This window comes from Bacillus sp. PPSBB_11 (assembly GCF_038023285.1).
In the GTDB taxonomy this organism is placed as follows: Bacteria; Bacillota; Bacilli; order Bacillales; family Bacillaceae; genus Bacillus; species Bacillus altitudinis.
The window spans coordinates 2,120,031-2,139,827 of the sequence record NZ_CP150633.1; the positions used below are offsets into that span (position 1 = coordinate 2,120,031).

Annotated in this window: 14 protein-coding genes; 10 read left to right on the forward strand and 4 right to left on the reverse strand. The window is 41.6% G+C overall.

The genetic code is table 11. The annotated features are described in order from the left end of the window. The first annotated feature begins 22 nt into the window (after nucleotides 1-22). From ligA to V7L95_RS10375, 3 genes are all read left to right on the forward strand, one after another. Nucleotides 23-2,029, forward strand: a complete 2,007-nt coding sequence (ligA, locus tag V7L95_RS10365) for an NAD-dependent DNA ligase LigA (RefSeq protein WP_025206875.1) — start codon at nucleotides 23-25, stop codon at nucleotides 2,027-2,029. A gap of 42 nt (nucleotides 2,030-2,071) precedes the next feature. Next, on the forward strand, nucleotides 2,072-3,232 hold the full coding sequence (locus tag V7L95_RS10370) for a CamS family sex pheromone protein (RefSeq protein WP_235184544.1): 1,161 nt from the start codon (nucleotides 2,072-2,074) through the stop codon (nucleotides 3,230-3,232). Nucleotides 3,233-3,591: 359 nt separating this feature from the next. Further along, nucleotides 3,592-4,599, forward strand: coding sequence for a phosphotransferase (locus V7L95_RS10375; RefSeq protein WP_340966186.1), 1,008 nt, complete (start codon nucleotides 3,592-3,594; stop codon nucleotides 4,597-4,599). A 44-nt stretch (nucleotides 4,600-4,643) separates the two neighbouring features. On the opposite strand, the gene V7L95_RS10380 is transcribed toward V7L95_RS10375, so the two are convergent. Next, a complete protein-coding gene (locus V7L95_RS10380; protein ID WP_169476135.1) occupies nucleotides 4,644-5,342 on the reverse strand; it encodes an MgtC/SapB family protein in 699 nt (232 codons plus the stop codon). Nucleotides 5,343-5,504: 162 nt separating this feature from the next. Beyond that, nucleotides 5,505-6,986 carry a sodium/proline symporter PutP gene (putP, locus tag V7L95_RS10385; protein ID WP_017359800.1) on the reverse strand — a complete coding sequence of 494 codons (1,482 nt, stop codon included), beginning with the start codon at nucleotides 6,984-6,986 and terminating at the stop codon, nucleotides 5,505-5,507. A 422-nt stretch (nucleotides 6,987-7,408) separates the two neighbouring features. Between putP and gatC the strand changes: the two genes are divergently transcribed. Genes gatC through gatB form a run of 3 tightly spaced genes read left to right on the forward strand, consistent with a single transcriptional unit; the run spans nucleotide 7,409 to nucleotide 10,615 of the window. Beyond that, the gene (gene gatC / locus V7L95_RS10390) at nucleotides 7,409-7,699 is read left to right on the forward strand and encodes an Asp-tRNA(Asn)/Glu-tRNA(Gln) amidotransferase subunit GatC (protein ID WP_003213898.1); all 291 of its coding nucleotides are present in this window, start codon (nucleotides 7,409-7,411) and stop codon (nucleotides 7,697-7,699) included. Between the two features lie 14 nt (nucleotides 7,700-7,713). Then, a complete protein-coding gene (gatA, locus tag V7L95_RS10395) occupies nucleotides 7,714-9,171 on the forward strand; it encodes an Asp-tRNA(Asn)/Glu-tRNA(Gln) amidotransferase subunit GatA (protein WP_017359799.1) in 1,458 nt (485 codons plus the stop codon). A 13-nt stretch (nucleotides 9,172-9,184) separates the two neighbouring features. Further along, on the forward strand, nucleotides 9,185-10,615 hold the full coding sequence (gatB, locus tag V7L95_RS10400) for an Asp-tRNA(Asn)/Glu-tRNA(Gln) amidotransferase subunit GatB (protein WP_007496855.1): 1,431 nt from the start codon (nucleotides 9,185-9,187) through the stop codon (nucleotides 10,613-10,615). Nucleotides 10,616-10,798: 183 nt separating this feature from the next. On the opposite strand, the gene V7L95_RS10405 is transcribed toward gatB, so the two are convergent. Then, nucleotides 10,799-11,644: a TetR/AcrR family transcriptional regulator gene (locus V7L95_RS10405; protein WP_017359798.1), complete on the reverse strand. Its 846-nt coding sequence runs from the start codon at nucleotides 11,642-11,644 to the stop codon at nucleotides 10,799-10,801. A 131-nt stretch (nucleotides 11,645-11,775) separates the two neighbouring features. On the opposite strand from V7L95_RS10405, the gene V7L95_RS10410 reads away from it, so the two are divergent. Next, entirely contained in the window at nucleotides 11,776-14,982 is a 3,207-nt protein-coding gene (locus V7L95_RS10410) for an efflux RND transporter permease subunit (protein WP_017359797.1), read from the forward strand. 30 nt (nucleotides 14,983-15,012) lie between these two features. Here V7L95_RS10410 and V7L95_RS10415 read toward each other — a convergent pair whose 3' ends face one another. Beyond that, nucleotides 15,013-15,966, reverse strand: a complete 954-nt coding sequence (locus tag V7L95_RS10415) for a nucleoside hydrolase (RefSeq protein WP_046342880.1) — start codon at nucleotides 15,964-15,966, stop codon at nucleotides 15,013-15,015. Nucleotides 15,967-16,147: 181 nt separating this feature from the next. Between V7L95_RS10415 and V7L95_RS10420 the strand changes: the two genes are divergently transcribed. The 3 genes from V7L95_RS10420 (at nucleotide 16,148) to V7L95_RS10430 (ending at nucleotide 19,727) form a co-directional block, all read left to right on the forward strand. Beyond that, entirely contained in the window at nucleotides 16,148-17,056 is a 909-nt protein-coding gene (locus V7L95_RS10420; protein WP_007496845.1) for a diacylglycerol kinase, read from the forward strand. 61 nt (nucleotides 17,057-17,117) lie between these two features. Next, nucleotides 17,118-18,500 (forward strand): 23S rRNA (uracil(1939)-C(5))-methyltransferase RlmD, encoded by a 1,383-nt coding sequence (rlmD, locus tag V7L95_RS10425; RefSeq protein WP_099497006.1) that lies wholly within the window; start codon nucleotides 17,118-17,120, stop codon nucleotides 18,498-18,500. A 252-nt stretch (nucleotides 18,501-18,752) separates the two neighbouring features. Beyond that, nucleotides 18,753-19,727, forward strand: a complete 975-nt coding sequence (locus V7L95_RS10430; protein WP_008344225.1) for a tRNA-dihydrouridine synthase — start codon at nucleotides 18,753-18,755, stop codon at nucleotides 19,725-19,727. Nucleotides 19,728-19,797 lie beyond the last annotated feature (70 nt).

Sequence of the window (19,797 nt, forward strand, 5' to 3'; positions counted from 1 at the left end):
ATGAAGTGAAAGGAAGAAGCAGATGGATAAAGAAGCAGCGAAACGCCGGATCGAGGAACTACACCAGATTTTGAATCAATACAACTACGAATATCACACACTGGATCGTCCAAGTGTTCCTGACGCTGAATATGATGCGCGGATGCGTGAGCTGATCTCTCTGGAGGAAGAATACCCTGATTTAAAAGCAGCCGATTCACCCTCGCAAAGAGTAGGAGGTGCTGTTTTAGACGCCTTCCAAAAAGTACGTCACGGTACACCGATGCTCAGTCTCGGCAATGCGTTTCATGAACAGGACCTTCTTGATTTTGACCGCCGGGTTCGTCAAGCAGTCGGTGACGACGTCGCTTACAATGTCGAGCTGAAAATTGACGGACTCGCTGTTTCTCTCCGTTATGAAAATGGCGTGTTTGTCCGGGGTGCTACGCGGGGTGATGGGACAACAGGTGAGGATATTACCGAGAACCTCAAAACCATTCGTTCCATCCCGCTCAAAATCAATCGGCCTCTGTCGATTGAAGTGAGAGGCGAGGCATTTATGCCAAAACCTTCTTTTGAAGCCCTTAACGAAAAAAGATTACAAAACGAAGAAGAGCCGTTTGCGAACCCGCGTAATGCGGCTGCTGGTTCACTTCGTCAGCTCGATACGAAAATTGCAGCGAAACGAAACCTTGATATCTTCGTCTACAGTATAGCAGAGCTTGATGAAATTGGTGTTGAAACGCAAAGCGCAGGACTTGATCTTCTCGATGAGCTTGGCTTTAAAACGAACAAAGAAAGACGGATGTGCCAAACCATTGAAGAAGTGATCGACCTCATTGAAACACTGAAAACAAAGCGTGCTGATTTCTCATACGAAATCGATGGCATTGTCATTAAAGTCAATTCATTGGCTCAGCAAGAAGAACTAGGCTTCACAGCAAAAAGTCCACGCTGGGCTGTTGCGTACAAATTTCCGGCCGAAGAAGTCGTGACGAAGCTGATTGATATTGAACTAAGTGTGGGGCGTACTGGCGTCATCACCCCAACAGCGATTCTTGAGCCTGTAAAAGTCGCAGGAACGACAGTGCAACGTGCTTCTCTTCATAATGAAGATTTGATCAAAGAGAAGGATATCCGCCTTTTTGATCAAGTGATTGTCAAAAAAGCGGGCGATATTATCCCAGAGGTTGCAGGGGTTCTTGTTGATCAGCGAACAGGAGAAGAAAAGCCGTTTCACATGCCGACTGAATGTCCAGAGTGTCAAAGTGAGCTGGTCAGAATTGAAGGAGAAGTGGCGCTTCGGTGCATCAATCCACAATGCCCCGCTCAAATACGTGAAGGACTCATTCACTTTGTGTCTCGTAATGCGATGAATATTGATGGGCTAGGCGAGCGAGTCATTACACAACTTTTCAAAGAACAGCTTGTCTCTCGTGTATCAGACCTTTACCGTTTAACAAAAGAAGAGTTGATTCAGCTAGAACGAATGGGCGAGAAATCAGTCGATAACTTACTGCGTTCGATCGAGCAATCGAAAGAAAACTCTCTTGAACGGTTATTGTTTGGACTTGGTATTCGATTTATTGGTTCTAAAGCAGCGAAGACATTGGCCATGCACTTTGAGGATATCGATCAATTAAAACAAGCAACGAAAGAACAATTACTTGAAGTAGATGAAATTGGTGAAAAAATGGCCGATGCAGTTGTCACGTACTTTGAGAAAGAAGAAATTCTAGATCTGCTAAATGAACTAAAAGAACTTGGGGTCAATATGACCTACACAGGGCCAAAACCCGTGAAAGTAGAAGAAAGTGATTCCTACTTTGCAGGAAAAACGATTGTGCTGACGGGGAAATTAGAAGAAATGTCTCGTAATGATGCAAAGGCAGCGATCGAAGCATTAGGCGGCAAGTTAGCAGGTAGTGTAAGTAAAAAAACAGACTTAGTCATTGCCGGCGAAGCAGCTGGAAGTAAGCTGACAAAGGCAGAAGAACTCAATATTGAAATCTGGGACGAAGCCAAAATGCTCGAGGAGCTAAAGAAATAAGAGGAGTGTTTTCTATTGAAAAAGTTGCTATTGCTGCTGACAATGCTCACACTGGTATTGTCAGCGTGTGCACCTTTTGGGGGAAAGGATGAGGAAGAGGTCACACAAAAAACGGATGAAACGAAAGAAACAGCGATCATCCCAATGTACAACATCTCTGATTCCTATTACAAAATGGTGCTGCCGTTTAAACAAGGAGCGGCAAGAGGACTAACTGCAGAGCGTCTCAATACACGCTTAGACATTGATGAATTTGAAACAGGACTCATGCGCCTGGCAACAGAATCATTCAATACAAACGATTATCTATTCCAAGAAGGACAGCATTTAGATGAAGATACTGTTCTCAGCTGGCTTGCCCGCAAAAAAACAGGCAGTGATCTGAAAAAAGCTGAAAAAGAAGACAAAGACTTTAAGAACTTAGGCTTAAACCCTGCTCTTCCAAACTCAGGTTCAACAAAGTCAAAAAATGAAAATAGTCCAATCTACTTAGCTTCCATGCTAGAACATAATTACTTAATCAGAAAAGATAAAAATAGCTTACAGCTTGGCGGGGTTGTTATCGGTCTTGCGCTTAACTCTGTCTATTATTATCGCGAAAATATCGGGGATCCTCAGCAAGAGGTGACCATCGATTCATCGAAAAATTCAAAGAAACTTTTAGCAGAGGGCGAAAAAATTGCGGAACAAGTCATTAAACGACTTCGTCAAATGGACGGACTGCAAAAAGTCCCAATCATGATTGCTCTTTATAAACAAGCACCAAAATCATCTATTGTTCCAGGAAACTTTATCGCTAAAACTGATGTAAAAGCAGGATCAGCTGATATTGGCAGTTGGGATACGATTAAAGAAGAGAATGTCTTCTTCCCTTCAGATAATGCTAAGAGCAGCTACAAAGATGATTCAGAGCGATTTGACCGCTTCAAGACAAAGGTAGAAGACTACTTCCCGAATTACACAGGTGTGGTAGGCAAAGGTTTCTATAAAAACGGGAACTTGCAAAAAATGAAAGTAGAAATTCCAATGCAATTCTACGGAAAAACAGAAGTCGTGGCATTCACGCAATACTTAACAGGTGAAGTCATGGATTACTATAAGAGCACCAATATAGAAATCAACATCACCTCTTCTGATCAGCAAGAAGCCCTCATCACAAAAAATGCTGAAGATAAAGAACCAACGGTCCATATATATGACTAAATAAAAACCGCCTTTTGGCGGTTTTTAGCGTGTAGACAAACCTCACATTCTTTGTCAGTCCTGCGTGCTGGTGCTCACGAATGTGAGATTCGCTCCGCGCCAGTACTCGTCCTTCCTAGGGCTGCAAAGGTTTTCATCACGCTGAAAAGAAGACAAAGGGCTAAAATAAAGTTCATTTTAGCCCTTTGTCAACAATCTGAAAACCGCCTTTTGGCGGTTTTTTATTTCTAATTAGAGGAATCTTTCAACTTTTGTCAAAGTATGTGAGGAAATCAAAAGGAAAGGCAGGTATGTTGATGCTCGTATAAATGCTGATTACCGTCATGTATAAGTAAAAAGACGATAAAAGGAGAATCAGCATGCATAAAGAAGTAAAAGCACGATACGATGAACAAATGGTCTTAAAGAAAGCGGCTCTACTCTATCATTTTCAGCCAGAACAGGTCACATTTCTAGCCGATGCAGAAAATTATGTGTATGAATATACGGATGAAAAAGGGTCGAGTTATATATTGAAAATTACCCATACCATACGCCGCTCTCGCACATATATTTTAGGAGAAATGGACTGGATTCGGTATTTATCTCGACATGGAATCTCAGTAGCTAAACCGGTTTTATCCACAAGAGGAAAAGATGTTGAAGCGATTCCCGATCAAGCAGGAGGCGCTTTTTTGCTGAGAGTGTACGAAAAGGCGCCTGGCAGAAAAGTGACCGAAGCATATTGGAATGGACAGTTGTTTCAAGCGTTAGGAGCCTATACAGGGCGTATGCATCAAACGACTAAACAATATCAAGTGAAAGATCCTCGCTATAAGCGTCAAGAGTGGTATGAGGAGGAGCAATTAAAGCTTGAAACGTATATTCCTTCTGATCAAACGGTTGTGTTGCAGAGAAAAGATGAACTGATGCAAAAGCTTCACCAGCTCCGAATATCCAAGGATGTCTATGGACTGGTGCATGCGGATTTACATCACGGGAACTTCCATTATCATCAGGGAGAAATCATTGCATTTGATTTTGATGATTGTGGGTATCACTGGTTTATCAACGATATGAGCATTTTGCTATACAACGTTCTTTGGTATCCGGTGATTCCGTATGAGGATAAAGCTGAATTTACGGGTGAATTTATGAGCCATTTTCTCAAAGGCTATCGACAGGAGAATGAGCTTGATGACGCATGGCTGGCGACAATACCAGATTTCCTTATGCTGCGTCATATGCTTATTTATGGGCTTTTACATCAAGCATTTGATCTCCGAACACTAAGCGCTGACGAAAGTGCCATGCTGGCGCGTTTTCGAAAGGAGATTGAGGACAAAACCCCAATTACGCCTTTTGACTTTCATCAGCTAACAACATAAATCAAAAGCCCCTTGCTGTTTGACATAGCAAGGGGCTTTTTATCCTACACCGTATCACACTTCACACCAACAACGCCTTCTAAATCTTTAATATCAAAGTACACATCGGTTGTATAGCGGTCTTTATGTACGCGAACACGTACTTCCATGATCGGATAGTCTTTTTCCTTTAAATCATCAATACGTACAGAATGAATCCGAATATTGAGTGCTTTCATTTCTTTTAAAATCTCTGTCATGCGGTTTCGGTCAGAAAGTGACATTCTGATGCGGATTTCTTTTTCCTGTAAGCGAATGGGTCCAATCCGCTGGAAGAGCCAAGGTAAAAATTCCACACTGACAAGAATAAAGAAAAGACTGAGGAAGGCTTCTTTATAAAAACCTGCACCTGTTGCAACCCCAAGTCCTGCTGCTCCCCAAATCATCGCAGATGTCGTAAGACCTGAGATGACGTCATTGCTTTTGCGAAGAATCACACCTGCTCCAATAAAACCAACACCAGATATAATTTGCGCCGGTAACCTGAGTGGGTCCATTTGAAGCTTAGAGACTCGAGGGAAATTGTAGGCTGCATCAATGCTGATGATGGTTAATACGCAGGAGCTGACAGCAATGACAATACACGTTTTTAGCCCAAGCGGCTTTTTCTTAAGTTCGCGTTCAAGACCGATGATCAAACCGATTAAGGTGGCAACGGCTAATTTCAAGACCGTATCCCATTCAATTGTCCAAAACATGCGTATCGCTCCTTTCACTTCATGTACGTTTCACATCATGTATATGATCTTCTCACAGCCCATATGGCTGCACAACTTCTATTTTATTCAGAAACGGGAGAAAGAAAAGCATTTTATTTAAAAATAAAGAGAGTCATCCGCATAATGCAGATGACTCCTCATGTTTGGTTATTTTGTTTCTTCTTCGAGATGGTCTTCCATTTTGTTAAATAGCTGCTTTGATGCTTTTGTCGGTTTACTTGTCATTAAGCTCACAACAATTGCGGCTAAGCCACTTAACGTAAAGCCAGGAATCATTTCATAGATACCTGTTGAATGGTTGAGACCTGTCGTGATCCATGTAAGAACCACAACGGCACCCACAATCATTCCGACAAGTGCACCGTGATGATTCATTCGTTTCCAGTATAGGCAAAGCAAGATGACTGGACCGAATGAAGAACCAAATCCTGCCCAAGCATAACCGACGAGGTCAAGAATGGTGTCGCTTGGGTTTAGAGATAGACAAAGAGCAATAATCGCAACAACGAGTACAGACATACGACCAATCATCACAAGCTCTTTATCTGAGGCTTTCTTTCTAAAAAACGTTCTGTATAAATCCTCTGTCATGGCACTTGCTGTCACAAGCAGCTGAGAAGAAATTGAACTCATAATGGCTGCTAAAATGGCAGAAAGTAAGAATCCAGTAATGTAAGGATGGAACAATACTTTAGAAAAGACGATAAAGATCGTTTCAGGATCAGCAAGGTTCATACCCGTTTCATGTACGTATGCGACACCAACTAAACCAACAGATAGTGAACCAATGACAGAGATAATCATCCAGCTCATTCCGATTCGGCGTGCTGGTTTTAAATCTTTTACGGACGTAATCGCCATAAAACGTACGATAATATGAGGCTGTCCAAAGTAACCTAATCCCCAAGCGAGGAAGGAAATAATGCCAATGACGCTCGTTCCTCTAAAAATATCAAGCAATTTAGGGTCAATCTGTTGAATATCATTGAATGTGGCAACAGGTCCACCTAATTGAGTAAAGGCAACGATCGGCACGAGCACTAATGCTAAAAACATAATAGCTCCTTGGACAAAGTCCGTTAAGCTCACTGCTAGAAATCCACCGAACAGTGTATACAAAATCACGATACTTGATGTCAATATCAGACCAAACATGTAGTGAGCACCGAATGCTGACTCAAATAAACGTCCGCCTGATACCATCCCAGATGATGTATACAACGTAAAGAAGATTAAAATGATGACGGCTGAAACTGCTTTTAATAAAGCAGATGATCCTTTGAATCGTTTGTCAAAGAAATCAGGAATCGTAATGGCATCATCAGCAATTTCTGTATAAGAACGTAAACGAGGTGCAAGAATTAAATAGTTCAAATAAGCACCGACAATTAAACCAATTGCAAGCCAGGTTGTCGATAAACCTGTTTTATACATTTCACCTGGTACACCCATCAGCATCCAACCACTCATATCCGCAGCACCTGCTGATAGAGCTGTAACGAATGGACCAAGACCTCGTCCACCAAGCATATAATCATTTAAATCATGTGTTTTCCTAAACGCATACCAACCAATGGCAAGCATCCCGATAAAATAGATAGATAAGGAAATCGTAACTTCAATACTCATTTTGTTTTCTCACCTTTTTCGTATTAATTTGACATCACCTCAATCAAAATATACAGAAGTGCTAGACAGAAATGACATTTCACTGCCCTGCTCACTGCTATGGTTACTTAACCTATCAGAGTATTCCCAAGTGATCAACCTTCTTAAACATCTTTATCTTTAAGAAAAAATGCACGGATCGGTGATAAGCTTCTATATGTATGCGTTTACAAAAATAAACTAAAGTAAAAATTTTCTGAAAAATAAAAAGTCACCTTGATGAATATTTTAGACACTGGCTACACCACAATGACATATTAGTGGACAAAGCCTTTCTAGGCGTCCTCGTAAAGTTGCTTTAGAACAGTAAAATTTGATATGATAAAGTGTATATGACTTATGATCATGACCACGAACACGTATCATTTTGGAGGTGAACCTGCATGTCAAGAATTTCAATAGAAGAAGTAAAGCATGTTGCGCATTTGGCACGGCTTGCGATTACAGAAGAAGAAGCTGAGATGTTTACAGAACAGCTTGATAGCATCATTTCATTTGCAGAGCAGTTAAACGAGGTAGATACGGAAAACGTTGAACCAACAACACACGTATTAAAAATGAAAAACGTCATGAGAGAAGATGTTCCGAATAAAGGTCTTTCCATTGAGGCAGTCATCAAAAACGCGCCTGATCATAAAGACGGCTATATTCGTGTGCCATCAATTTTGGACTAAAGGAGGCCTGAGGCATGTCACTGTTTGACCACAAAATTTCTGAATTAAAAGAGCTTTTACATAAAAAGGAACTGTCTGTTTCTGATTTAGTGGACGAGTCTTATAAACGAATCCATGAAGTAGACGGGAAAGTACAAGCATTCCTAGCGCTGGACGAAGAGAAAGCACGTGCGTACGCAAAGGAATTGGACGAGGCCGTTGGTGAAAAGGACGAGCTTGGTCTATTGTTCGGTATGCCGATCGGTGTCAAAGATAACATCGTGACGAAAGATTTACGTACAACGGCATCAAGTAAAATCTTGCAAAACTTTGATCCTATTTACGATGCAACCGTTGTGAACCGCTTAAGAGAAGCGGAAGCTGTCACAATCGGTAAATTAAACATGGACGAATTTGCGATGGGATCTTCTACGGAGAACTCAGGCTTCAAAGCAACGAAAAACCCGTGGAATTTAAACACCGTTCCAGGTGGGTCAAGTGGTGGCTCAGCAGCATCTGTTGCAGCTGGAGAAGTACCATTCTCTCTTGGATCAGATACAGGCGGCTCCATTCGCCAGCCGGCATCATTCTGTGGTGTTGTTGGTCTTAAACCAACATATGGCCGTGTATCTAGATACGGTTTAATCGCATTTGCTTCTTCATTAGATCAAATTGGGCCGATTACGCGTAATGTTGAGGACAATGCATATGTTCTTCAAGCGATTTCTGGTGTTGATCAAATGGACGCAACGAGTGCAAATGTCGATGTCCCAGATTTTCTTTCTTCATTAACTGGCGACATCAAAGGCTTGAAAATCGCTGTGCCAAAAGAATATCTTGGTGAAGGTGTTGGCGAAGAAGCAAAAGAGTCTGTTCTTAAAGCGTTGAAAGTATTAGAAGGACTTGGTGCCACATGGGAAGAAGTATCTCTTCCGCATTCTAAATATGCGCTTGCGACTTACTACTTGCTTTCATCTTCAGAAGCATCTGCAAACCTTGCTCGTTTTGACGGTATTCGCTATGGCTACCGTACAGACAATGCAGACAACCTGATTGATTTATATAAAAATACCCGTTCTGAAGGCTTTGGAGACGAAGTGAAACGCCGCATCATGCTTGGCACATTCGCTCTAAGCTCAGGATATTACGATGCATACTATAAAAAGGCACAAAAAGTCCGTACACTGATCAAAAAAGACTTTGAAGATGTTTTCGAAAAGTATGATGTCATTGTAGGACCAACAACACCAACTCCGGCATTTAACATTGGTGAAAAGACAAGCGATCCACTCACAATGTATGCAAACGATATTTTAACGATCCCTGTTAACCTTGCAGGCGTTCCAGGAATCAGTGTGCCTTGTGGATTTGCAAATGGTCTTCCGTTAGGACTGCAAATCATCGGTAAACACTTTGATGAAGGAACCGTTTACCGCGTGGCTCACGCTTTCGAACAAGCAACAGATCATCATAAAGCAAAACCTGAACTGTAAGGGGTGAATCAGAATGAACTTTGAAACGGTAATTGGACTTGAAGTCCACGTAGAGCTCAAAACACAATCAAAAATTTTCTCAAGCTCACCGACGCCTTTTGGTGCGGCTGCCAATACGCAAACAAGTGTCATCGATCTTGGTTATCCTGGCGTACTGCCTGTGCTGAACAAAGAAGCGGTGAACTTTGCGATGAAAGCAGCAATGGCACTGAACTGTGAGATTGCAACTGATACAAAATTTGACCGTAAAAACTATTTCTATCCTGATAACCCAAAGGCGTATCAAATTTCTCAATTTGATAAACCGATCGGTGAAAACGGCTGGATTGAAATTGAAGTAGACGGCAAGACAAAACGAATTGGTATTACACGTCTTCATTTGGAAGAGGATGCAGGAAAACTGACGCACACAGGCGACGGTTATTCACTCGTCGATTTCAACCGTCAAGGTACACCACTTGTTGAAATCGTATCTGAGCCTGACATTCGTACGCCAGAAGAAGCGTATGCTTACTTAGAAAAATTAAAATCCATTATTCAATATACAGGCGTTTCTGACTGTAAGATGGAAGAAGGCTCACTACGTTGTGATGCCAACATTTCTCTTCGTCCAATCGGTCGTGAAGAGTTTGGAACAAAAACAGAGCTGAAGAACTTAAACTCATTTGCTTTCGTCCAAAAAGGTCTTGAGTTTGAAGAAAAACGTCAAGAGCAAGTATTGCTTTCTGGCGGCTTGATCGAACAAGAAACTCGCCGCTATGACGAGGCGTCTAAAAAGACGATCCTCATGCGTGTCAAAGAAGGTTCTGATGATTACCGTTACTTCCCAGAACCAGATTTGGTGGAGCTGTATATTGATGACGAGTGGAAAGAACGTGTAAGAGCATCCATTCCAGAGCTTCCAGACGAGCGCCGCAAACGCTACATTGATGAACTAGGACTTCCTGCATATGACGCAATGGTACTGACGCTGACAAAAGAAATGTCTGATTTCTTTGAAGCGACCATTTCAGAAGGTGCTGAAGCGAAGCAAGCATCAAACTGGCTCATGGGTGAAGTATCTGCCTACTTGAACTCGGCTCAAAAAGAGCTGGAAGATACGAAGCTAACGCCTCAAGGACTGGCTGGCATGATCAAGCTTATCGAAAAAGGAACGATTTCTTCTAAGATTGCCAAAAAGGTATTCAAAGAACTTATCGAAAATGGGGGCGACGCAGAAACAATCGTCAAAGAAAAAGGACTTGTCCAAATTTCTGACGAAGGTGCACTGCTCAAACTTGTCACAGAAGCTCTTGATAACAATCCGCAATCCATTGAAGACTTCAAAAATGGAAAAGACCGCGCAATTGGTTTCTTAGTCGGACAAATCATGAAAGCATCGAAGGGACAAGCAAACCCACCGATGGTCAACAAGATTCTTCTCGAAGAAATCAAAAAACGATAAATCGCAAAAACCGCCTCATGGAAGAGGCGGTTTTTTTGTTGATGGATAATGACAGGGTCTTATCACAGATTCAGACCACCGCCGTATATCAATTCATTGGTTCTTTTTTTATAATGAAGCATAAGCTTTAGCACATATTCGAAGGGGATAAAGGTGAACTAAAGTGAACATCGCCACGTATTGTCATTGGAGGAATAGCTTCAATTGTTCCACAGCTCTTTGGACAGCGGAGTCCTCACACGTTTCTAAATTTGTCAGCATCCCTTGAATGACCGGCTTGCGCGGCTCATCTTTGGCCAATTCTTCTTCAATAACTTCAATGGATACAAGGGTATCATCCGAAAGCAGATGCTCAGATTTTAACAATCGAAGCTCTTCTTGAAGAGTAGCGGCATTTGGCGCTTCATCATCCCAAATGTTTTGCTTTAGAATCGGCTTCGCATGAGAACGGAGAAGCCCATGCACCAAATCATCAAATCGGTCGAGAATAAAGGATGAGAGCTCATCACATGATAATTGCATCTGATCTTGCAAAAGCAGTACTTGCACATAAGATTGGATGATTCCTTGAATCATGACTGACAGGTCAGTTATATATGGTTCGATCTCCTGTCCATACGTGGTCAAAATAGAAATTTGGATTTCATCATTCATCTGCTTTTTAACCGTTTTGGAATACTTTTTAATTTGCTGATTTTCCGGAATAATGTTCTCGCTGAGGATCAAAATGATAAAATCCTTGTTCTCAGCAAAGTGCTGGAACTGTTCAGCGATTTGTTTCTGAAAGATATCTCTAGGCGCAAGATGTTGATTTTCTTTTCGAATCTTTTCAATACTTTGCATAGACGTGTCGATATAATATTCAAACGCTCTGTTGAAAAGCTGTTCTTTTGATTTGAAATGCAAATAAAATGCACCTTTAGAAATTCCGCATTCATCTGCAATTTCCTGAATGGTCGTAGAAGAAAAACCTTTTTTCGCAAACAACTGAATGCTTGCTTTAATGATTTTTTCTTTTTTTTCGTTCATGAAATAAGGCCCCTTCAGCTTTAGAATGTTACGTCAAACGCAAGTGAAATGGTTGACGGCATTGTATATCACCGTTTATTATGATATAGAATGACCAGTCAGTCAATACATAAAGGAAAATGGAGGACATAATGAATTCGATCATCAATTTTGTATTAAAGAACAAGTTCGCTGTATGGCTCATGACGATTATCGTAACAGTTGCTGGTCTATATGCCGGATTGAATATGAAACAAGAATCAATCCCGAATATCAACACTCCAGTCATTACGGTTTCTACAACGTATCCTGGCGCAACGCCGGACGAAGTATCAGATAAGGTGACAGACCCAATTGAGAAGTCGATACAAAATCTCAATGGGGTGAATGTGGTCACTTCTAATTCTTTTGAAAATGCCTCATCGATTCAAATCGAGTACGATTACAATAAAGATATGGATGAAGCAAAGAAGGAAATTGAAGATGCCATTAGCAATATCAATTTTCCAGAAAATGCAGAAAAACCAAAAATCACACGTTTTAGCATCAATGCGATTCCAATCTTAGCTCTAAGTGTCTCCGGTGATAAAGAATCATTACAAGACCTGACACAAAAAGTGGAAAATGATCTTATTCCTTCTCTTCAAAGCTTAGAGGGTGTCTCGTCTGTCGAAGCTTCTGGACAACAAATCAAAGAAGTAGAATTTTCTTTTAAACAAAAGAAATTGAAGGAATATGGTTTAGATGAAGAAACTGTCCAAAACATGATCAAAGGCTCTGATGTCAATGTACCTTTAGGGTTATACACATTTGGCAACAAGCAAAAATCAGTCGTAGTGGATGGCAATATTTTCAGTGTTAAAGATTTGAAAAACATGCGAATTCCTGTCACACCAAGTGCAAGCGCAGGAGCTGGTGCATCTGCTAGCGGCTCAGGAAATGCAGGAGCTCAAGGTGCTGATCAACAGGCTGGAAATGCAAGTCAGCAGCAAGCAGCAGCAGCTCAGCAACAAACTGGTGCAGCAAGCGGTCAATCTGTAGAACTGCCGACGATCAAACTTTCTGAGATAGCAGATATTAAAGTCGTGAAAGATGCAGAATCAATTTCTAGAACGAACGGAAAAGACAGTATCGGTTTGCAAATTGTCAAAGGCTCTGATGCCAACACAGTGAGTGTAGCAGAAGCAGTCACAAAAGAACTTAATACATTCAAAAAAGACAATAAAGGAATCAAAGTCAGCACGACATATGATCAAGCAGAGCCGATTAAAGAATCTGTCAGCACAATGCTGAACAAGGCGATCATCGGAGCAATCTTTGCGATCATTATCATCATGTTGTTCCTTCGAGATATCAAATCAACATTAATTTCGGTCATCTCCATTCCGTTATCCCTGTTGATTGCTGTTTTATTATTAAATCAGCTAGATATCACATTAAATATCATGACACTTGGTGCCATGACAGTCGCCATTGGGCGTGTTGTCGATGACTCGATTGTTGTCATAGAAAACATCTATCGACGAATGGCGTTAAAAGATGAACCGTTAAAAGGCAAAGCACTCGTTAGAGAAGCCACAAAAGAAATGTTTATTCCGATTATGTCTTCGACGATTGTCACAATTGCGGTATTCTTGCCATTAGCGCTAGTGGGTGGAATGATTGGTGAACTATTCATCCCATTTGCATTAACCATTGTGTTTGCTCTAATGGCTTCACTACTTGTCGCCATTACAATCGTTCCAATGATGGCTCACAGCCTATTTAAAAAGAACCTGTACGGCAAAGCGAAAAAGGTAAAAGAACACAAACCAAGCAAACTTGCTGGTGGTTATAGACGTGTACTCAATTGGACATTGAACCATAAATGGATCACGTCAGGAATTGCGATTCTGATGCTGGTCGGAAGCTTATTCCTCGCACCACTTGTCGGTGTCAGCTTCTTACCACAGGAAGCAGAAAAAACGGCAATGGTGACATACACGCCAGAGCCTGGACAAACAAGAGAACAAGCCATTGCTGAAACGAAAAAGGCAGAAGATTACTTAATGAAACGTGATCATGTCAATACGGTTCAATATTCATTAGGCTCTTCAAATGCAATGACAGCAAGTGTTGGCGGAAACTCTAACGGTGCATTATTCTTCGTACAATACGACGAGGACACACCGAACTTTGATAAAGAAAAAGATCGTATGGTTAAAGCCCTTCAAGACAAAACGTCTAAAGGGGAATGGAAATCACAAGACTTCTCATCTGCTGGCGCAAGCAATACAGTGACGTACTATGTGTACGGTGACAAAGCAAGTGATATTGAAGGCACAGTCAAAGATGTCGAGAACATTTTAAAAGATGAAAAGAACTTGAAAAACGTCAGCACAAGCTTATCTGAGAAATATGACGAATATACGTTTAATGCAGATCAAGAAAAACTGGCGAAACTAGGCTTAACCGCTTCACAAATCGCACAGGCGATCGCTCCTCAAAGTAATGAAACAACGTTGACGAAAGTAACAGAGGACGGCAAAGAACTAGATGTGAAGCTTCAAACGGAAAAAGATGAATACAAGAGTAAAAAAGATCTAGAGAATAAAAAGATCACAACACCAACAGGACAACAAGTCCGAATTGGCGATGTGGTGAAAGTGAAAGATGGCACAACAGCAAACACTGTGACAAAGCGTGATGGGAAGATTTACGCTGAAGTATCTGGTGACATGACAACAGACGACGTATCAAGTGTGACACAAGATGTCCAGAAGAAAGTTGACAAGCTTGATTTAAAATCTGGCGTTACGATTGATACAGGCGGTGTAAGTGCGGATATTGAGGAATCCTTTACACAGCTAGGACTCGCAATGCTTGCAGCGATTGCGATTGTATACCTCGTTCTCGTCATTACATTTGGCGGAGGTCTTGCACCATTTGCGATTCTGTTCTCACTTCCATTTACGGTTATTGGGGCACTCGTTGGATTGTTTGTAGCGAAAGAAACCATCAGCTTAAATGCCATGATTGGATTGCTGATGCTAATCGGAATCGTTGTAACAAATGCCATTGTCTTGATTGACCGAGTGATTCATAAAGAAAAAGAAGGTCTTTCAACAAGAGAAGCCTTACTTGAAGCAGGTACAACAAGATTACGCCCAATCTTAATGACGGCACTTGCGACAATTGGTGCATTGCTGCCACTCGCATTAGGTTTTGAAGGCGGAAGTCAGATCGTATCAAAAGGACTTGGCGTCACCGTTATTGGCGGTTTAACAAGTTCTACACTTCTCACATTGGTCATCGTGCCAATCGTGTATGAAATCTTAAGCAAGTTTAGACGTAAGAAAAAGTACGCTGAAGAAGAGTAAGAGGAAGCCCCGCTAATGAGCGGGGCTTTTTTATGATGAAATCTGACAAACCGCTTTTCTCATAAGCTCTTCAAAGGCCTCGAAAAAGGCATCCCGATCAACGTGGTCAATGACTTGAATCGATTTTCCATCTGGATGTTCTTCGGTACGTCCTTGTCTTGGTGTTTCGGTATAAACAATTGCATTCATTTCTTTTGAACGGGTAAATGAGGTGGATGCAAGAGTGATCGTTGTCAGCACATCCCATAAGTAGTAAGTCGAGTTCGTTTCGTGATGAATGAGAGGCGGACAAAAGGCATAACATTGTCCGATAAAGTCAATCCCGATGTGAGAGCGAAGGGAAGCCCATCGTTGACGAACATCGAGTGTGAGCGGAACCTGATTTGTACTTTCAAGTGCGACCATTTCAATTGGAAAACGCTCTTGAAATACGGTGCTCACAGCATAAGGGTCCCAAAAAGCATTCCATTCTGCTGTTCCATCATGCTCGGGTTCTTCGACATTGCCTTTTTCAAGGAATGTGCCGCCCATCCACACCAGTTTCTCAATTTTATTTGAGATGGAAGGATCTTCTTCTAAGGCGCGTGCAAGGTCTGTGAGCGGTCCTGTAAAGAGCAGCGTAACAGGTTCTGTTGACTTTTTCACCGTTTCAATCAGGTGAAGATGTGCAGGAAGCTTAGATACTTTTGTATCAACAGCACCTTTTTCGTTTAAAATCGGCAGGGCATCTACATAAAAGGCATGCATACGCCATTCCTTTGGAAATGGATTCACACCTCTAGAATTGGAAGCGGCTACTTCAATCTCATATGGGCTAAATCGATCAATAATTTTCTGAGAGGCGCTCAGCGCAGGCTCTAAATAACAATCAGCAGGAATCACAGACATCCCGATCACTTTCAGGTGTTCCATTTGAAGAAGTAGAAATAAGGACACGAGATCATCAACACCGCCGTCATGGTTGAAATAGACAGGCTTTTTCATGGCATACCATCCTTTTCATCGTTTTCTTTTATCTTATCAGAATGCTGATCTGCTGAGGGAAACGTACCGTGAGATTTCAAATATTAGGGGGTTGTTCTGTTGCCATTTTCAAATCTCATAGTATAATTAAAGGTTGTTAGTGGTGAAAATAGATTGCATAATGATAATAGGATGATGATGAATGAAACGTGCTCGAATTATATACAATCCGACATCTGGACGTGAACTCTTTAAGAAGAATTTACCGCAGGTTTTGCAAAAATTTGAACAGGCTGGCTATGAAACATCTTGTCATGCGACGACATGTGCAGGAGATGCAACACAAGCAGCCGAAAAAGCCGCACAGAGAGACTTTGATTTAATTGTAGCAGCTGGTGGAGACGGCACGATTAATGAAGTCGTCAACGGATTAGCGCCGCTTGAAAAAAGACCAAAATTAGGAATCATTCCAGTTGGAACGACCAATGACTTCGCAAGAGCACTTGGCATTCCAAGAGAAGATATTTTAAAAGCGACAGATGCCATCATTGATGGTGTAGCAAAGCCGCTTGATATTGGTAAAGTGAATGGACAGTATTTCATTAATATTGCGGGAGGCGGCCGATTAACAGAGCTGACCTATGAAGTGCCTAGTAAGCTGAAAACCATGCTAGGACAACTTGCGTATTATTTGAAAGGTATGGAGATGCTTCCTTCCATTCGCCCGACAGAAGTCGAAATTGAATATGACGGCAAATTGTTTCATGGAGAAATCATGCTGTTTCTTGTTTCACTAACAAACTCAGTAGGCGGCTTTGAAAAGCTGGCACCAGATTCTATTTTAGATGATGGGATGTTTGACCTGATCATTCTAAAGAAGGTCAATCTAGCAGAAGCCATTCGAGTGGTCAGCCTTGCACTCAGAGGCGAGCATATTCATGATAACAATGTCATCTACGCAAAAGCGAATCGCGTGAAGGTAGATGTAAAAGATAAAATGCAATTGAATTTAGATGGTGAATACGGCGGCATGCTGCCAGGTGAATTTGAAAACCTGTATCGCCATATTGAATTTATTGTGCCAAAAGCAACAGCTGAAAAAATAGGGTGAAGACTGAACTTGGTTCCTTATGGCGACCAAGTTTTTCTTTGCAAATGAGGTGATAAAATTGGTGAAAATGAAACCGCCTGTTCAAAAAAATGAATACTACAATGTAACCTTCGAAGATTTAACGCACGAAGGTGCAGGTGTAGCGAAAATTGAGGGTTTCCCTGTGTTTGTACCGAATGCCCTTCCTGACGAACAAGGGAAAATCAAAGTCACACGTGTCAAAAAAGGATTTGCTTTTGGACGACTCATGGAGCTGACAAAGGAAAGTCAGCACAGGCAAGATGCGCCATGTCCTATCTATAAGCAGTGCGGAGGCTGTCAAATTCAGCACATGAGCTATGAAGGTCAGCTGCTTTTTAAACAGAAACAAGTAAAGGACGTTTTAGAGCGGATCGGTAAGCTTGATATGAGCCGTGTAAAAGTTCATCCTGTACTCGGCATGGAAGACCCTTGGAATTACCGAAACAAAGCACAAGTACCAGTTGGCGAACGTGAAGGCGGACTTGTTGCAGGATTTTATCAGCAGCGTACCCATGAAATCATTGATATGGAAAAATGTTTGATCCAGCAATCAGAAAATGACGAAGTGGTACAGGCAGTAAAAGACATCTGCAATGCGTTTGGCATAAAAGCATATAACGAAGAACGTCATAAAGGCTGGTTGCGTCATGTCATGGTTCGCTACGGCATTGCAACAGGTGAAATGATGGTTGTGTTTGTCACAAGAACGGCTGATTTTCCACAAAAGCAACAGGTGATTGAGCAAATTATAGCACGCTTCCCACACGTTCGGTCAATTGTGCAAAACGTGAATTCAAAGAAGACAAATGTCATTTTCGGAGACGAAACGACCGTTTTATGGGGAGAAGAATACATTTATGACACGATTGGCGACATCAAATTTGCCATTTCAGCCCGCTCGTTTTATCAAGTGAATCCAGCTCAAACAAAGGTTCTTTATGATAAAGCCCTTGAATATGCCGAGCTGCAAGGAGAAGAAACCGTGATCGATGCGTATTGCGGAATCGGTACAATTTCCTTATTTCTCGCACAAAAAGCAGGCAGAGTATATGGCGTGGAAATTGTGCCAGAAGCGATTGAAGATGCAAAACGCAACGCTGCCTTAAACGGAATCAACAACGTTGAATTCGCAGTCGGCGAAGCAGAAACCGTTATCCCAAACTGGTACAAAGAAGGCATTAAAGCAGACACTCTTGTCGTTGATCCACCAAGAAAAGGCTGTGACGAAGCACTGCTTGATACGATTTTAAAGATGAAACCGAACCGTGTTGTGTATGTGTCCTGTAATCCAGGGACGCTTGCTCGTGATTTGCGTATTCTTGAAGATGGTGGGTATGTGACGGAGGAAGTGCAGCCTGTGGATATGTTTCCGCATACGAGTCATGTTGAATGCGTTGCTAGTCTTGTGATTCAACAGTCATAATGTATTGAAGCATCCCGATTTCGTGATATAACACCGATATCGGGATATTTTTATTTTGGCTGCCTTTCACTTGAATACAAAGCGGTAATTATAGGTCGAAAATTAATCTTTACCCCTTATTTGGTTTTGAAATGTCCTTTTTTGCAATTTTGCCTAGTTCATATTAAAGTATATAATGATAAAAATTGCTGAAAGAATTTACAGAAGGACAAGCCCTTTAGGCGCTATGTCATGAGAGGAATTGGATGAAAGATGAGTAAAAATTTTTGGCGTGATTTACCACGACCATTTTTTATATTAGCACCAATGGAAGAAGTGACAGATGTTGTGTTTCGTCATGTTGTGAGTGAGGCTGCGAGACCGGATGTGTTTTTTACAGAGTTTACAAACAGTGAGAGCTACTGCCACCCTGATGGCATTCAAAGTGTGAAAGGCCGCTTAACATTTACAGAGGATGAGCAACCGATTGTTGCTCATATTTGGGGAGACAAGCCTGAGAACTTTAGACAAATGAGTATTGGAATGGCGAAATTAGGGTTTCAGGGGCTTGATATTAATATGGGCTGTCCTGTCCCAAATGTCACACAAAACGGGAAGGGCAGTGGGTTGATTCTTCGCCCAGACGTTGCGGCAGAGCTGATTCAAGCGGCTAAAGCAGGGGGATTACCTGTTAGTGTGAAAACAAGACTAGGGTTTACAGAGGTCGATGAATGGCGTGGTTGGCTCAGACACATTTTGGAGCAAGACATTGTGAATTTATCGATTCATCTTCGTACTAGAAAGGAAATGAGCCAGGTGGATGCACATTGGGAGCTCATTCCTGAAATTAAAAAACTTCGTGATGAAGTAGCACCTGATACGCTTTTGACGATCAATGGTGATATTCCTGACCGTCAAACTGGCTTAAAGCTTGCTGAACAGTATGGAGTGGACGGAGTGATGATTGGACGCGGGATTTTCCATAACCCATTTGCTTTTGAAAAAGAGCCGAAGGAGCATACGAGTGATGAGCTGCTAGGTCTTTTAAGGTTGCATCTTGATCTTCATGATCAATATTCCTCATTAGGCTTGCGTCCATTCAAGGCACTGCATCGTTTCTTTAAGATTTATGTAAAAGGATTCAGAGGAGCGAGCTTCCTAAGAAACCAATTAATGAACACATCATCAACAGATGAAGTGCGTGAAATGCTAGATGAATTTGAAGCGAGAAATCAAGAACAATCATGATCAACAAGAGGAGGGGTAACCCTTCTCTTTTTTTATGAACAGGACTATTAAACTAGTTCTCTCAAATGGT

Coding starts and splice junctions, on each gene's coding strand:
- ligA (WP_025206875.1), top strand. CDS start 23: ATGGATAAAGAAGCAGCGAAACGCCGGATCGAGGAACTACACCAGATT.
- V7L95_RS10370 (WP_235184544.1), top strand. CDS start 2,072: ATGCTCACACTGGTATTGTCAGCGTGTGCACCTTTTGGGGGAAAGGAT.
- V7L95_RS10375 (WP_340966186.1), top strand. CDS start 3,592: ATGCATAAAGAAGTAAAAGCACGATACGATGAACAAATGGTCTTAAAG.
- putP (WP_017359800.1), bottom strand. CDS start 6,986: ATGAGTATTGAAGTTACGATTTCCTTATCTATCTATTTTATCGGGATG.
- gatC (WP_003213898.1), top strand. CDS start 7,409: ATGTCAAGAATTTCAATAGAAGAAGTAAAGCATGTTGCGCATTTGGCA.
- gatA (WP_017359799.1), top strand. CDS start 7,714: ATGTCACTGTTTGACCACAAAATTTCTGAATTAAAAGAGCTTTTACAT.
- gatB (WP_007496855.1), top strand. CDS start 9,185: ATGAACTTTGAAACGGTAATTGGACTTGAAGTCCACGTAGAGCTCAAA.
- V7L95_RS10405 (WP_017359798.1), bottom strand. CDS start 11,644: ATGAACGAAAAAAAAGAAAAAATCATTAAAGCAAGCATTCAGTTGTTT.
- V7L95_RS10410 (WP_017359797.1), top strand. CDS start 11,776: ATGAATTCGATCATCAATTTTGTATTAAAGAACAAGTTCGCTGTATGG.
- V7L95_RS10415 (WP_046342880.1), bottom strand. CDS start 15,966: ATGAAAAAGCCTGTCTATTTCAACCATGACGGCGGTGTTGATGATCTC.
- V7L95_RS10420 (WP_007496845.1), top strand. CDS start 16,148: ATGAAACGTGCTCGAATTATATACAATCCGACATCTGGACGTGAACTC.
- V7L95_RS10430 (WP_008344225.1), top strand. CDS start 18,753: ATGAGTAAAAATTTTTGGCGTGATTTACCACGACCATTTTTTATATTA.